The sequence below is a fragment of the Nonomuraea africana genome, assembly GCF_014873535.1.
Taxonomy (GTDB): Bacteria; Actinomycetota; Actinomycetes; order Streptosporangiales; family Streptosporangiaceae; genus Nonomuraea; species Nonomuraea africana.
This window is the reverse complement of record NZ_JADBEF010000001.1, coordinates 134,485-150,657: the sequence shown is the minus strand read 5'-3', so window position 1 is coordinate 150,657 and position 16,173 is coordinate 134,485. Positions and strand designations below refer to the sequence as shown.

At 74.0% G+C, this 16,173-nt stretch carries 4 protein-coding genes; all 4 read left to right on the top strand.

Annotated features, from left to right (window positions below):
- Positions 1-47 precede the first annotated feature (47 nt).
- The 4 genes from H4W81_RS00645 to H4W81_RS00630 all read left to right on the top strand — a co-directional run bounded on the left by H4W81_RS00645 (position 48) and on the right by H4W81_RS00630 (position 15,945).
- A complete protein-coding gene (locus tag H4W81_RS00645) occupies positions 48-380 on the top strand; it encodes a hypothetical protein (protein WP_192772996.1) in 333 nt (110 codons plus the stop codon).
- Entirely contained in the window at positions 377-2,497 is a 2,121-nt protein-coding gene (locus H4W81_RS00640; RefSeq protein ID WP_192772995.1) for a carbon starvation CstA family protein, read from the top strand. Before H4W81_RS00645 ends, H4W81_RS00640 begins: the two co-directional genes overlap by 4 nt.
- A gap of 111 nt (positions 2,498-2,608) precedes the next feature.
- The gene (locus tag H4W81_RS49100; protein ID WP_192772994.1) at positions 2,609-7,495 is read left to right on the top strand and encodes a non-ribosomal peptide synthetase; all 4,887 of its coding nucleotides are present in this window, start codon (positions 2,609-2,611) and stop codon (positions 7,493-7,495) included.
- Positions 7,492-15,945: a non-ribosomal peptide synthetase/MFS transporter gene (locus tag H4W81_RS00630; RefSeq protein ID WP_192772993.1), complete on the top strand. Its 8,454-nt coding sequence runs from the start codon at positions 7,492-7,494 to the stop codon at positions 15,943-15,945. The genes H4W81_RS49100 and H4W81_RS00630 overlap by 4 nt, the downstream gene beginning before the upstream one ends.
- Positions 15,946-16,173 lie beyond the last annotated feature (228 nt).

Genomic DNA, 16,173 nt, shown 5'->3' with positions numbered 1-16,173 from the left:
CTGTGCCCGGGTAGCGGCTGGGGCTACCTGGGATGCAGGAGCCGCGGATGTCCAGGATCACACTCACCACCGCCGCCCGCGAGGCGTTGCGCGCCGATGAAGTGGTCTTCTTCGACTGGCATGTCACCGGCCTGTGCTGCGCGGACGCCGGGGAGTTCTCGGTCCGGCCGCTGCGACGGTCCAGTCTGCCGCGGCGGGCCCGCCCGCTGGGGGCGGAGCCGGTGTACGCCCATCCCATCGCCTGGGTGCACCTCGCCGAACTGCCGGTCACGGTCGACTGCCGCCCGCTGTGGCGCTGGCGGCGCTTCACGACCGATCTGCCACCGGACGCGGGGCTGCGCTGCTGCCTGGGCCGGCCCGTCAGGGGAGGTAACCGGTGAAAGCCCGCTCCATCATCATCTGGTCGGTGGTCGCCGCCGTCGGCGCCGCGGGGTGGGGCGTGCTCGCCCTGTCCAGAGGCGAGAACGTCAACGCGGTCTGGCTGCTGGCCGCGGCGCTCGGTTCCTACGCCATCGCCTACCGCTTCTACGCCCGGTTCATCCTGCACAGGGTGCTGGGCGCGGACAGCCGCAGGGCCACGCCCGCCGAGCGGCTCAACAACGCCATCGACTACCACCCGACGGACCGCCGGATCCTGTTCGGCCACCACTTCGCCGCCATCGCCGGAGCCGGGCCGCTGGTGGGACCGGTGCTGGCGGCCCAGATGGGCTACCTGCCCGGCACCATCTGGATCGTCGCCGGCGTGATCTTCGCCGGGGCCGTCCAGGACATGGTGATCCTGTTCTTCTCCATGCGGCGGAACGGCAAGAGCCTGGGGCAGATGGCGCGCGAGGAGATCGGCCCGGTGGGCGGCGCGGCGGCGCTCGTCGCCGTCTTCGCCATCATGATCATCCTGCTGGCCGTGCTGGCGCTGGTCGTGGTGGGCGCTCTGGCCCAATCTCCCTGGGGCGTCTTCTCCATCGCGATGACCATCCCGATCGCCCTGTTCATGGGGTTCTACCTGCGCACGATCCGGCCTGGCCGGGTGGTGGAGACCACCCTGATCGGCGTCGGGCTGCTGGTCCTGGCGATCGTGGCCGGCGGCTGGGTCCAGGAGTCGAGCTGGGCGGCCACCTTCACGCTGAGCCCGTCGGCGCTGGCGCTCTGGCTGATCGCCTACGGCTTCTGCGCCGCCGTGCTGCCCGTGTGGATGCTGCTCGCGCCCCGCGACTACCTGTCGACGTTCATGAAGATCGGCACGATCGTGCTGCTCGCCATCGGCGTGGCCATCACCCTGCCCTCGCTGCAGAACACCGCGTTCACCGAGTTCGCCTTCACCGGCAAGGGGCCGGTCTTCGCGGGCTCGCTGTTCCCGTTCGTCTTCATCATCATCGCCTGCGGAGCGCTGTCCGGATTCCACTCGCTGATCGCCTCGGGCACCACGCCCAAGATGATCCAGAAGGAGACCCAGGTCCGGATGATCGGCTACGGCGCCATGCTCATGGAGTCGTTCGTCGCCGTCATGGCCATCACCGCGGCCTGCCTGCTGAGCCCCGGGCTGTACTTCGCGATGAACTCTCCGGCGGGGGTCGTCGGCACCACGGTCGAGTCCGCCGCGCAGGCCGTCAGTAACATGGGCTTCGTCATCACGCCCGAGGAGTTGCGGGCGGCGGCGCAGGCCGTACAGGAGGAGACGCTGATCGCGCGGACCGGGGGCGCGCCGACGCTCGCCGTCGGCATCTCGCAGATCTTCTCCGGCTTCCTCGGGGGCGCCGCGCTGCAGGCGTTCTGGTACCACTTCGCGATCATGTTCGAGGCGCTCTTCATCCTCACCACGGTGGACGCCGGGACCAGGGTGGGCCGCTTCATGCTCCAGGACACGCTGGGCAACCTGTGGAAGCCGATCGGCAGGGTGAGCTGGTGGCCGGGTCTGACGGCGGTCAGCGCGGTGGTCGTCGGCGCCTGGGGATACTTCCTCTACCAGGGTGTCAACGACCCGCTCGGCGGCATCAACCAGCTCTTCCCGCTCTTCGGCATCGCCAACCAGCTGCTCGCCGCCGTGGCGCTCACCGTCGCCACCACGCTGCTGATCAAGAGCGGGCGGCTCAAGTGGGCGTGGGTGACCGCGATACCGCTCGCCTGGGACGCCGCGGTCACGCTGACCGCGAGCTATCAGAAGGTCTTCTCCAGCGATCCGACGCTCGGCTTCTTCGCGCAGCGCAACCGCTTCCAGGCGGCGCTGGATCAGGGCCAGATCCTGGCTCCGGCCAAGACCATGGACGCGATGCGGCAGATCGTGGTCAACTCCACCGTCGACGGGATCCTCGCCGCGCTGTTCGCCATTCTGATCATCATCGTGATCCTGGACGCCGTCCGGATATGGCTGAAGGCGATCACGGCCAAGCAGCCGCTGCCGGACACCGAGGCTCCGTTCGAGGAGTCGAAGCTCCTCGCGCCTGCCGGGCTCATCGCCACCCGCGAGGAACGCCGTCAGATGGCCACGGCGGACGGCGGGTGACCATCCCTCACTGTCCGCAATATTGGAATACATGCGGTTTTATACCGTTTTGGCAGCGAACATGTGACACGCCGCCCGCCCGATGATCATTACTGTCTAGGGTCAGCGGCCGTGACCATTCATGCGGCGGTGACGGCCCAGGCGACGCGCAAACCCGACGCGATCGCCTACGTGGCCGGTGAACTGCGAATCTCCTATCAGGAGATGGATCGGCGCGCGAACCGGATCGCGCACACTCTGCTACGCGGCGGCGTGGCCCCCGAAGAGCCGGTCGGGGTGCTCCTGGACCGGGGCGAGCACCTGATCCCGGCACTGCTCGGTGTCATGAAGGCGGGAGCGGCCTACGTGCCGCTGGATCCCGCCTACCCTCCGGACCGGATCCGGCTCATCGCCGCCGACAGCGGCCTGAAGACAGTGATCACGCTTCCCGGGCTCGACGGAATGCTGGAGACCCGCCCGATCCTCGCGGGGACCGACGACGCGGCGGCTCCCGAGACCGACCCCGGCATGGCGGTGTCGCCGGACCACCTGGCCTACGTCATCTACACCTCGGGCTCGACCGGCCGGCCCAAGGGCGTGGCCGTCGAACACCGCAGCGTGCTGAACCAGTTGGACTGGATCATCGAGACGTGGCGGCCTGAGGCGCTGACCGGCATGCTGGCCGCCGCGTCGATCTGCTTCGACCCCTCGGTGATGGAGATCTTCTCGCCGTTGCTGACGGGCGGGACGGTCATCCTGGCCGACAACCTGCTCGCGCTGCCGCACCTGCCCGCGCGCGACGAGGTGACGACCCTCGGCGGCCCGCCCTCCGTGCTGGCCGCGCTGCTGCGCTCCGGGCCGCTGCCCGGCCGTACGCGCCTGGTGCACTCGGGCGCGGAGGCCGCGTCGGCCGAACTGATCGCGGCGATCCACCGGAATCCGCAGGTGGAGCGGGTCTTCAACCTGTACGGGCCGACCGAGTGCACGATCCAGTGCCTCGCGCACGAGATCCCGCGTGGGGCGACCGGCGTTCCGCCGATCGGCCGGCCCATCGCGGGCGCGCTGCTGAGCGTCAGGGACGGCGACGGCGCCGAGGTCGCCGAGGGAGAGATCGGCGAGCTGTGGGTGAGCGGTCCCGTGGTGGCGCGCGGCTACCTGAACCGGCCCGCCGAGGACCGGTTCGTCGACCACCCCGGGGGCGGGCGCACCTACCGGACCGGTGACCTGGTCAGGTTCGACGGCGAGGTCTACCACTTCGCCGGACGGGCCGACGACCAGGTCAAGATCCGCGGCCATCGGGTGGAGCTGGGCGAGATCGAGCGCGTCCTCGCCGCCCACCCCCGCGTGACGGCCGCCGCCGTCCTGGCACTGCCCGACGCGGACGGCACGCGGCGGCTCGCGGGCTACGCCCAGGCCGCCGGCACGGACGAGCGGGCGCTGCTGGACTTCCTGCGCGAGCGGCTGCCCGGGTACATGGTGCCGGACCGCCTGGCCCTGCTCGACCGCCTCCCGCTGAGCCCGAACGGCAAGATCGACCGACAGGCCCTCGGCGCTGTACGGGCCGCCGCGCGCGAGGCCACGGTGGCGCCCCGCGACGACGTCGAACGCCGGCTCGCCGCGATCGTGGCGGAGGTGCTGGGCGTCGACGCCGCGCAGGTTGGCGTGGACGACCGGTTCCCCGATCTCGGCGGGCACTCCCTCGCGGCGGCCCGCGTCGTGGCGATGGCGGCCGCCGATCTCGGGACCGAGGTTCCGCTGCACGAGTTCCTCGCCGCGCCCACGGTGGCGGCGCTGGCCGGGCGGGTGCGCTCCGGCTTCGCCGGGCGCGCTCCCCTGGTCAGGCACGCCGGCCGCGACCGCTACCCGCTCACCGACATGCAACGCCAGCTCTGGGCCCTGCGGCAGATCGAGCCGGGGACCCGCGCCACGACGATCGCCCTGCGGCTGCGCGTGCACGGCGCCGTGAGCGCCGGCAGCTTCAGGGCCGCTCTCGACGACATCGTCGGCCGCCACGAGTCGCTGCGCGGCGTGATCGAGCAGCACGACGGTGAGCCGGTGGTCCGCGTGCGCGCCGCCGCGCCGGTGCGCGTGGACGAGCACGACCTTCGCGAGCTGGAGCCGGCGGCGCGCGAGGCCGAGATCCTGCGCCTCGCCGACCGCGCGGCGACGCCGTTCGACCTGACCGCGGACGTGCCGCTGCTGCGCGCCGTCCTGGCCTGGACAGGTACGGCGGCGGCCGAGCTGATCGTCGTCACGGACCACCTCGCCTCCGACGGCTGGTCGTCGCGGATCCTGATCGACGAGCTCGCGGCCGGGCTCGCGGGCCTGCCGGTGCCCGATCCCGCCCTCCAGCTCGGGGACGTCGCGCTGGACGAGGAGCAGCGCAGGGCGGCGGCGCTGGACCGCGAGGGCGCCCACTGGCGGGAGGCGCTGGCCGACGCCGCCGTGCCCGACGACCTCCTGGGAGCGGAGCGGCCGGCGACGCACGAGGGGCGCAGGCTCAGGCGGCCGATCGACCCCGCGCTCGAAACGGGGATCAGGCGGCTCGCCGCCCGCCTCGGCGTCACCCCCGCGGCGGTTCATCTGGCCGCGCTCGCCACTGTCACGGGCGGCCTGTCCGCGCGCGCCGAGACGCTGATCGGCCTGGCCGCGGCCGAGCGGGACCGGCCCGGCCTCGACCGGGTCATGGGGCCGCTGCTCGGCGTGCTCCCGATCCCCTTGCGCTTCGGCGACGATCCGGCGTTCGGGGACCTGGTGACCGCGGCGGGCGCGGCGATCACCGGGGCACTCGCCCACCAGGAGCTGGTCGGGTCGGCGGTCTCCGGCGTGCTGCCCCGCCCGCTGGGGGCGGCGCCCACGCCGGTCGTGCTGTCGGTGCAGCCGGAGGACGTGCCCGCCGTCCTCGAGGTCGCGCCGGAACCCGGCGGGCCAGCCGGTCACGGGGCCGGCGGAGGCGGGAAGGTCAGGATCGAGCTGGTCGGCGAGCTGGACTGCGGCGGCGCGATGGCGGAGCTGTCCGTCCTGGTGAACACCGGGGCCGACGGGCCCGAGCTGCTGGTCGAGTACGCCACCTCGCGGTTCGCCGCGGCGGACGCGGAACGGGTCGCCGACGCGCTGTTCCGCACGCTCGAACGCGGCCTGGACGACCCGTGCGCGCCGATCTCGGCGCTGCGGCTGGTCTCGGCGGAGGAGCGGAAGGCGCTGCTCGCGGTGGGGACCGGCGCGGACGTCCACCCGCCCACCACGATCGTGGAGGCGATCCTCGCTCAGGACGCGAGCAGGATCGCGGTCGAGGCGGCGGGGAGCCGGCTGACCTACGGCGAGTTGGAGGAGCTCTCCGCCAGGGTCGCCACGGGACTCGTCGCCGAGGGCGTCACGGCGGACGAGCCGGTCGGGGTGTGCCTGCCCCGCGACCACCACCTGCCGGCCGTCCTGCTCGGCGTGCTGCGGGCGGGCGGCGCTTACGTGCCGATGGACCCCGACCTGCCGGCCGGACGGCTGGCGGCGATCGCCGAGGACGGCGGCGTACGGCGGGTGCTCGCGCTCGGCGAGCAGGCGCACGAGGCGGTCGCGCCGGTCGGCGGCGTGACGGTCCTCGACGCCGCGACGCTGATGGCGGTGCCCCGCGGCGAGATCCCGGAGGCGGACCCCGAGGGACTGGCCTATGTGATCTTCACGTCGGGCTCGACAGGGCGTCCCAAGGGCATCGAGATCGGCCATCGCGGGCTGGCCGCGTTCGTCGCCGCCATCCAGGCCGATCCGGGCCTGGGCAGGGACGACGCCGTGCTCGCCGTCGCCCCGATGGTGTTCGACGTCTCCGCGTTCGACCTGTGGGCCACGCTGACCGCCGGGGCGCGCGTGGTCATGGCCGACACCGCGACGGCCTTCGACGGCCACGCCCTCGTCGAGCTCTGCGACTCGGCGGGCGTCACACTGGCGCTCACCACGCCGAGCCGGATGCGGCTCATGATGGAGGCGGGCTGGCGGGGCCGTCAGGGGATGCGGCTCATGGTCGGCGGCGAGCCGCTCGATCCCGCGCTGGCGCGCGAGCTCCAGACCCGGGTCGCGACGCTCTGGAACGCGTACGGCCCGGCCGAGGCGACCGTGGCCTCCAGCGTCCATCCGGTGGCAGGGCCGGTCGCGGACAGCGTGCCCATCGGGCACCCGATCCCCGGCGAGCGCTTCTACGTCGTCGATCCGCTCGGCCGGCTGCTCCCGCCCGGCGTGCCCGGCGAGCTGTGGCTGGGCGGCCACGGCGTGGCGCGGGGGTATCGAGGGCGTCCCGAGCTGTCCGCCGCCGCGTTCGTCCCCGACCCCGAGACCGGGTGCCCCGGCCACGAGACCGGCGCCGTCGCGGCTCCGGCGCGGCGCTACCGCTCCGGCGACATCGTGCGCTGGGTCCCTGACAGCACGGGCGGGCTGGTGCTCGACTTCGTCGGCCGCAGGGACGGCCAGGTGAAGGTGCGCGGCTACCGCGTCGAGCTCGGCGAGATCGACGGCGTGCTGCGCGAGCACCCCGCCGTCGCCGACGCCGCGGTCGTCGCCACGACCGGTCCCGACGCCCATCTGATCGGGCACGTCGTCTGGCGGGGCGAGGCGCGGACCGCCGAGCTGGAGGAGTACGCCGGCGACCGGCTGCCCGGCTACATGGTGCCGCGCCGATGGGCCGCGCACGAGGCGCTCCCCCGCACGGTGAGCGGCAAGCTCGACCGGCGGGCCCTGGAGGGCGTCGAGCCGGCGGCCGCGCCGCACACCGCGCCGGAAGGCCCCATGCAGGAGTTCACGGCCGAGCTCTGGCAGGAGGTGCTGCGGGTCCCGCTGGTCGGCGCGCGTGACGACTTCTTCGCGCTCGGCGGCACGTCACTGCTGGCCACCCGGCTGACGGTCCGATTGCGCGAGGCGCTCGCCTGCGACCTGCCCGTGCGCCTGCTGTTCGACCATCCCGTACTCGCCGACTACGCCGCCGCGGCGGAACGACTGGCCATCGCCGAGATGGCCGGGCAGGAGACTCACTCATGACCGTCGTATCCGGCGACGACCGGCTGCGCGAACTGCTCAGCCGGCGCATCGAACAGGCCCGCAAGACGGCGCCTGCGGCCATCCCGCGCCGTGCGGACGACGGCCCCTGGCGCCTTTCCCCCGTGCAGCGGCGGATGTGGCTCGCGTCCGAGGTGGACGCCGACAGCCCCGCCTACAACGTGCCGCTGGTGCTGCGGCTGCGCGGCGAGCTCGACGTGGCCGCGCTGCGGCAGGCCGTGGTCGACGTGGCGGAGCGGCACGAGGTGCTCCGCTCGACCGTGGAGGTCCGTGACGGCGAGCCGTACGCGGTCACGGGCGGCGTGGAACCGATCTCCGTCACGGTGGAGGAGGTCGCGCCCGAGGCGGTGGCCGACCGGATCAACGAGCTGGCGCTGCGGCCGTTCCGGCTGGCGGAGGAGTATCCGCTGCGCGCGGCCGTCCTCGCCGCCGGCCCGCACGATCACGTGCTGGTCCTGCTCATGCACCACATCGCGATCGACGCGTGGGCGCAGCCGCTGCTCCTCGACGACCTCGCGGCGCTGTACCGCTTCAGGGTCGGGACCGGGCCCGAGCTCGCCCCGCCGGCCCTGCGCTACTCCGACGTGGCCGCGTGGGGGAACGCCCGTGCCGCCTCCCCTCGCACCGACCAGCTGCTCGACTGGTGGGAGGAGCGGCTGGCCGGGCTGGAACCCGTCCCTGGCCTGACGCCGGACCGTCCGGCGGCTGGTCAGGCGGCAGGCGCGGCGCCGGGATGGCGCGGCGCGGCGGTGGACGTCGCCCTCGCCCCCGAGACCGTCGCCCGCGTGCGCACGCTGGCCGCCGAGAGCGGCGCGACCATGTTCATGGTGCTGCTGGCGGCGCTCCAGGCGACGCTGGCCCGCGTGTCCGGCGCCGGCGGCGACGGCGTGGACGTGACCGTGGGCGTGCCGGAGTCGGGACGGACGCACCAGGACACCGAGTCCATGGTGGGCTGCCTGGTCGAGACCCTGGTCATGCGCGGCTCGGTCGACGGCGAGCGCACCGGCAGGGAGCTGGTGGAGCGGGCGCGTACCTTGGCTCTCGACGTCTTCGGCCACGCCGACGTGCCGTTCGACCGCGTGGTGGAGCGGGTCCGCCCGCACCGGTCCGGTACGGCGGCGCCGCTGTTCGACGTGCTGCTCAACGTCTACGACGCCCCGGCGGAGGTCACCGGCTTCCCCGGACTGACGGCCGAGACGGTCGAGGTGTCGCCGTTCGCCGCGAAGTTCGACCAGACCTGGGCCTTCCGCGACGACGGCACCGCGCTGCACGGTGAGCTCACCTACCGGGCCGATCTGTACGAGCCCGACACGGCGGCCCGCCTGGCGGGCTGGTTCGGCGCCCTGCTGGCCCAGCTCGTGACCGAGCTGGACCGCCCGGTCGGCGAGCTGGAGCTCGAGCCCGGCGCCGACCCCGTCCTCATCGCGCCGGAGCCGCCCGTCCTCGGCGAGCCGACCCTGCACGGGCGGATCAGCGCCCAGGCGGCCCTGACGCCTTCGGCCACGGCCGTCGTGGCGGCGGACGGCACGCTCACCTACGCGGAGCTGGAGGAGCGCGCGACCCTGCTCGCCCACCGGCTCGGCGAGACAGGAGTCGAGCGCGGGGACCGGGTCGCCCTCCTGATGGAGCGGACCCGCGACCTGCCCGTCGCCCTGCTGGGCGTGCTCAAGGCAGGGGCGGCCTACGTCCCGATCGACGACGCCACGCCCGCCGACCGGATCGCCGCCGTCGTGGCCGGTGGCGGGGTCCGCGTCGCGATCTGCGCGCCGGAGCTCGCCGGCCGCCTGCCCGCCGGCGTCACCGTGATCCTTCCCGGCGACCAGCCGGACGGCGGCACGGACGCCAGCGGCGGCGCGGCAGGCCCGGACGACCTCGCCTACGTGATCTTCACCTCCGGCTCGACGGGCACGCCGAAGGGCGTGGCGGTCGAGCATCGTCAGGTGATCGCGTATCTCGACGCGGTGCTCCCCCGGGTCGGAGCGGACGCCCGTTCGTACGCGCTGGTGTCGACGATCGCCGCCGACCTCGGCCTGCTGAACGTCTTCGGCGCGCTGACCACGGGCGCGGCGCTGCACCTGCTCGGCAGGGAGACGGCGGTGGACCCGGCGGCGTACGCCGACTGGTTGCGCCGGCACGAGGTGGACGCGGTGAAGTGCGTGCCCAGCCAGCTCGAACTCCTGGCGTCGCACGGGGATCTCGCCGCGGTGCTGCCCCGTCGCCTGCTCGTGCTCGCGGGCGAGGCCACGCCGTGGTCCCTGGTCGACCGGATCGCGGACGTCCGTCCCGACCTGGAGGTCCAGATCCACTACGGTCCGACGGAGACCACGGTCTCGGTGCTCGGCTGCGTGGCCCGATCGACCCCACGAACCGGACCCTTCGTGCCGCTCGGCACGCCCTTCCCCGGCGTCCGCTGTTTCGTCGCCGACTCCGCCGGCCGCCCCCTGCCGCACGGCGTGGCGGGCGAGCTGTGGATCGGCGGCCCGCAGGTCGCCAGGGGATATCTGGGCGCACCCGGCGACGCGCGGTACGTGGAGCGCGCCGACGGCCGCCACTACCGTTCGGGGGACCGCGTCCGGATCACCCGGGACGGGTTCGTGGAGTTCCTGGGCCGGGTCGACGACCAGGTGAAGATCCGGGGCTACCGGGTCGAACCGGGCGAGGTGGCCGCCGCCTGCAGAGACCTGCCCGGCGTCGCGGAGGCCGTGGTCCTCCCGGTGGGCGAGGGCACGGCACGGCGGCTGGCCGCGTGGCTGGTCCCGCATACTCACGGGGAGGCGACCGGGGACCCGGTCGCCGTCGACGGCGTCCGCGCGGCCCTGCGCCGCGCGCTGCCCGACTACATGGTGCCTTCGGCGATCACCCTGCTGGACGCGTTACCGCTGAACGCCAACGGCAAGGTGGACCGGGCCAGACTCCTCGGCCTGCTCGCCGCCGACCCGTCCGGCGGTGTTCCCGCCGGTGGCGAGGGGCCCGCGCCCGAGACCGACACCGAGCGGCTGATCGCGGAGATCTGGGCGGAGCTGCTCGGAGCCGGACCGATCGGGGTCACCAGTGACTTCTTCGCGCTGGGCGGCGACTCCTTCACCGCGGTGCGCGTGGCCGGGCGGCTCACCGCCGGGCTCGGCGTCACGGTCCCGCTGCGGCTGCTCTTCGAGCATCCCGTGCTCTCCGCGCTGGCCGCCGAGCTGGACGCGCTGCCGGGCAACGAGACCGCTCCCGCGGCCGTCGCGATTCCTCGCCGGGCGGGCACCGGGCCGGTTCCGCTCTCCCCCGTCCAGCGCCAGATGTGGCTGGCGGGCGAGGTGGATCCGGACAGCGCGGCCTACAACGTGCCGGTCGTGCTCCGGCTCGTCGGCGAGCTGGACGTGGCGGCGCTGCGACTGGCCATCGTGGATCTGGCCGAGCGGCACGAGGTGCTGCGCTCGACCGTCGAGGTCCGCGACGCGGAGCCGTACACGGTGACGGGACCCGCGTCCGGGATCCTGGTGGACCTGGTCACGGACCTGGAGGGCGGTCACGAGTCGCTGGAAGGGCGGCTCGCCGAGCTGGCGACCAGGCCGTTCCGGCTGGCGGAGGAGTATCCGCTGCGGGCGACGATCCTCGCCACGGGCCCGCGCGAGCACGTGCTCGCCCTCGTGCTCCACCACCTCGCCAGCGACGCCTGGTCCCGCGGCGTCCTCCTGGAGGATCTCGCCGGCCTGTACGCGGCGCGTACGGGGGCGGGGCCCGCGCCCGCTCCGCTCGACCGGCAGTTCGCGGACGTGGTGGAGTGGCAGCGGCTGGCCGCCGCGGCCGCGGATCCCGGCTGGTGGGCGGCCAAGCTGGACGGCCTGCCGGCCGAGATCGCGCTTCCCGCCGACCGGGTGCGGCCCGCCACGCCCGGATCCGGCGTGGGCCTGCTCGACCTGGACCTGCCGGACGAGCTGGCCGCGCGGGTGCGGGCGCTCGCCGCCGCGAGCGGCGCGACGGTGTTCATGGTCCTGCTGGCGGCCTTGCAGGCCATGCTCGCGCGGGTGTCGGGCGGCTCCGACATCGCCGTGGGCGTGCCGGAGTCCGGACGCCGGTATCCCGAGGCCGAGCGCCTCATCGGCTGTTTCCTCCAGACCCTGGTCATCAGGACCGCGGTGGAGGACGATCTCACCGGACGGGAGCTGGTCGAGCGGGCCCGCGCGGAGGCGCTCGACGCCTTCGCGCACGCGGGCGAGCCGATGGGCTCGGCCGCTCCGCACGTCCTGCTCAACGTCTACGACGCGCCAGGCCCGATCACCGGCTTCCCCGGCCTCGAGGCGCATGCCGTGGAGATGAAGCCGGTCACGGCGAAGTTCGACCTCAGCTGGACCGTGCAGGACACCCGTACCGGGCTGTGGGGTGGCCTGGCCTACCGTCCCGAGCTGTTCGACGAGGCGACGGCGCGGCGCATCGCCGGGTTCTTCGTGGCGGTCCTGGACCACCTCACCGCCGATCCCGACCGCCGGATCGGCGACCTGGACCTCGATCCTGGCCAGGACGCGCTGCTGACCGGGCCGCAGGGCACGTCCGCCGGCGGGCCGACGCTGCACGGGCGGATCTCCGCCCACGCGGTCCGCACCCCGTCGGCGCCGGCCGTGGTCGCCGCGGACGGCACGCTCACCTACGCGGAGCTGGAGGAGCGCGCGACCCTGCTCGCCCACCGGCTGCGCCAGGCGGGGGTCGGGCGCGGGGACCGGGTCGCCGTCCTGATGGAGCGGACCAGGGACCTGCCGGTGGCCATGCTGGGCGTGCTGAAGGCGGGGGCGGGCTACGTCCCGATCGACGACGCGGCGCCCGCCGACCGGATCGCGGCGGTGCTGGCCACCGCGGGGGCGCGCGTCGCGGTCTGCGCGCCCGACCTGGCCGTCCGGGTGCCGGAGGACGTCACCGCCCTTCCGCCCTGGTCGCCGGAGGCGGCCCCCTCGCCAGGGGAGGCCGTCGTGGTCGAGCCTGAGGATCTCGCCTACGTGATCTTCACCTCCGGCTCGACCGGCACCCCGAAGGGCGTGGCGGTCGAGCACCGCAACATCACGGCCTACCTCGACGGGATCCTGTCCCGCCTCGAGCCCGCCGGACCGCTCGAGTCGTGGGCGCTGGCCTCCACGGCCGCCGCCGACCTCGGCATACTCAACGTCTTCGGCGCGCTGACCACGGGAGCCGCGCTCCACCTGCTCGACAGGGACACGGCGACCGATCCGCCGGCCTTCGCCGCGCACATGAGCGGGCACGCCGTCGACTTCCTCAAGTGCGTGCCCAGCCACCTCGAGCTGCTGGCCTCGCACGGCGACCTGTCGGCGGTGCTGCCGCGCCGCCTGCTGGTCCTGGCGGGCGAGGCCGTCCCGTGGACGCTGGTGGACCGGATCGCGGAGGTGCGGCCCGATCTGGAGGTCCAGGTCCACTACGGCCCGACCGAGACGACCGTCGCCGTCCTCGGCTGCTCCGCCAAGACCGCGCCGCGCGCGACCGCCAACGTCCCGCTGGGCCTTCCGCTGCCGCAAGCGCGCTGCTTCGTGGCCGACCAGGCGGGGCGGGCGCTGCCGTACGGCGTGGCGGGCGAGCTGTGGATCGGCGGCCCGCAGGTGGCGCGGGGTTATCTGGGCCATCCGGCCGACCCGCGCTACGTGACCAGGGACGACGGCCGCTGGTACCGGTCGGGCGACCGGGCCAGGATCACCTCCGAGGGGTTCGTCGAATTCCTCGGCCGGATCGACGACCAGGTGAAGATCCGGGGCTACCGGGTCGAACCCGGCGAGGTCGCCGCCACCTGCCGGGCGCTGCCCGGCGTCGCGGAGGCCGTGGTCCTCCCTGTGGGCGAGGGCACCGGACGGCGGCTGGCGGCCTGGCTGGTCCCCGCGCCGTCGAGCGCGGCGCCGACCGTGGACGAGGTCCGCGCGGCGCTGCGGGACGCCCTTCCCGACTACATGGTGCCGTCGGTGATCACGCTGATGGACGCCTTCCCGCTGAACGCCAACGGCAAGGTGGACCGTACCCGCCTGGTCGCCGAGCTGGCCGCGGTCAGCGTGGGCGAGCAGGTGGCGCCCGCGACCGACACCGAACGGCGGATCGCGGAGATCTGGGCGCGGCTGCTCGGCGTGGAGTCCGTCGGGGCGACCGACGACTTCTTCGCGCTCGGCGGCGACTCCTTCACCGCCGTCAAGGCCGTGCACGAGATCGACGAGGGACTGCGGGTCATCGACCTGTTCACCAACCCGACCGTGCGCGAGCTCGGCGCCCACCTCGACGGCCGCTCCGGCGGCGGCCCGGGCGGGCTGTTGCACCGGCTCGGCGGGCCGAAGGCGGGCGCGAAGGCGACCGCCACCGTGGTCTGCGTGCCGTACGGCGGCGGCTCGGCGGCCGTCTACCGGCCGCTCGCCGAGGCGCTGCCGGACGGGGTGGAGTTGCTCGCGCTCGAACTGCCCGGCCACGATCCGGCCCGGCCCGACGAGGAACCGCAACCCCTCGAGGAGGTGGTCGAGCGGTGCGTGGCCGAACTCGCCGCGCGCGAGAGCGGCCCGATCTCGGTGTACGGCCACTGCGTCGGCACCGCGCTCGCCACCGCCCTGGCCCTGGGCCTGGAGGCGGCGGGCGTCCAGGTCACCGGCGTCTTCCTGGGCGGCAGCTTCCCCACGGCACGGCTGCCGGGGAAGCTGTCCGCGTGGTTCAACCGGCACCTGCCCGCCGACCGCTGGCTGTCCGACCGCGCCTACCGTGACGTCCTGCGGGCGATGGGCGGCCTGCCCGAGGACCTGGAGGGCGCCGCGGTCGAGACCGCCGTCAAGGCGCTCAGGCACGATGCCCGCCAGGCACAGGCGTGGTTCACCCGCCGGCTCGCCGACCCGGCGCGCGCCAGGCTGCGCGCGCCGGTGCTGGTCGTCATCGGCGGCGCCGACCGGGCCACGGAGCTGTACGAGGAGCGCTACCGCGAGTGGACGGCCTTCGCCGACCAGGTGGAGCTCGCCGTGATCCCGAACGCGGGGCACTACTTCCTGCGGCACCAGGCCGACCAGCTCGCCGACCACCTGGCCGCGGCGCTGCGCCGCTGGGCGGCGCCGGACGGGGAGCGGGAGGCCGCTCCCGCGGCTGCCGCGGAGGTGGCGTCGGCCGCGCCCGGCCCTCGCGAGCTGCGTGGTTTCTACACCGTGGCGTTCGGCCAGCTCGTGTCGATGGTCGGCAGCTCCCTCAGCTCGTTCGGCCTCGGCGTGTGGACCTTCCAGCGCAGCGGCGCGGTCTTCGACTTCGCGCTGGTCACGATGCTGGCGCTGCTGCCGTCCGTGCTGGCGGGGCCGGTGGGCGGCGCGGTCGCCGACCGGTACGACCGGCGGCGGATCATGCTGGTCTGCGACGCGCTCAACGGGCTCGGCATGGCCGCCGTGGCGCTGCTGCTGTGGCTGGACCGGCTCGACTTCGTCGCGGTCTGCGCGATCGTGACGCTCACGTCGGTGGTGACGGCCTTCCATCGGCCGGCCTACCTGGCGGCGATCGCCCAGCTGGTGCCCAAGCCGTACCTGCCGCAGGCGAACGCGCTGGCGCAGGCGGGCCTCGGCCTGGGCAACCTGGTCGCCCCGCTGGCGGGCGGCGCGCTCGTGGCCCTGGCCGGGCTGCCCATCGTGGTCGGCGCCGACGTGGTGACGTTCGCGATCGCGTTCTTCTCGCTGCTCGCCGTACGGATCCCCAACAGGGGATTCCGGCGCAGGGAGGAGTCGTTCCGCGCTTCGGTGGCCGGCGGCTGGCGCTTCTTCGTCCGGCGGCCCCCGCTGATGGTGATGGCCGGGTACTTCATGGTCGTCAACTACTTCACCGCCCTGACGCTCGCCGTGGTCTCGCCCATGGTGCTGTCGCTCGGGGACGCCACCGATCTCGGCGTGGTGACGGCCGTGGGCGGCCTCGGCGCGGTGCTCGGCAGCGTCGTCATGATGATCTGGGGCGGCACCCGGCGGCTGGCCGACGGGATGGTCGGGTTCGTGGCCCTCGCGGGCCTGGCGACCGTGGCGGTCGGGCTGGCCGGCGCGCTGGCGGTGATCCCGCTGGTCGCCGTCGGGCTGGCGCTGCGCTGGGGCGCGAGCAGCGTGATCAACGCCCACTGGCTGTCGATCATCCAGCTCAAGGTCAGGGTCGAGCTGCAGGGCAGGGTGCTGTCCACCAACCAGATGCTGGCCACCACGATGACCCCGATCGGCTACCTCACCGCCGCGCCGCTCACCTCGTGGTCGGAGTCGCTGACCGGGGCCGCGACGGGCCCGTCGATCGGCGTGCTCCTCGGCGTCTCCGGCGTGCTGCTCACGCTGTGGGGCGTCGCCGGGCTGCGGATCAGGCGGCTGCGGCTCATCGAGGACGAGCTGCCGGACGTCCTGCCGTCGGCGGTGATCAGCACCGACCTGGACGAACTCCAGGAGGAGGAAGATCGGCACGCGCTGGCCCGGTGACGTGGGGCAGGGGTGTCGCCTGCGGCACCCCTGCCCGCCAAGGGCGGCGCACGTCGATGTGATAGGTTCTGGGCGGCAACAGGTAGCGGGAACCAGTGAGGGAGGTGAGGTTGATGACCGTCGTGGCGATGACTGCTTCGAGCAGCGCCAGGTCCATCCTTACGTCCCTGGTCCTCGGCTGACCCTTCACTAGCCGCTGCCCGTCACGGGCGCGCGTGCCGTTTCGCC

Excerpts from the sequence above, each read along its gene's own strand:
- H4W81_RS00645 (WP_192772996.1), top strand. The coding sequence starts at position 48 with ATGTCCAGGATCACACTCACCACCGCCGCCCGCGAGGCGTTGCGCGCC.
- H4W81_RS00630 (WP_192772993.1), top strand. The coding sequence starts at position 7,492 with ATGACCGTCGTATCCGGCGACGACCGGCTGCGCGAACTGCTCAGCCGG.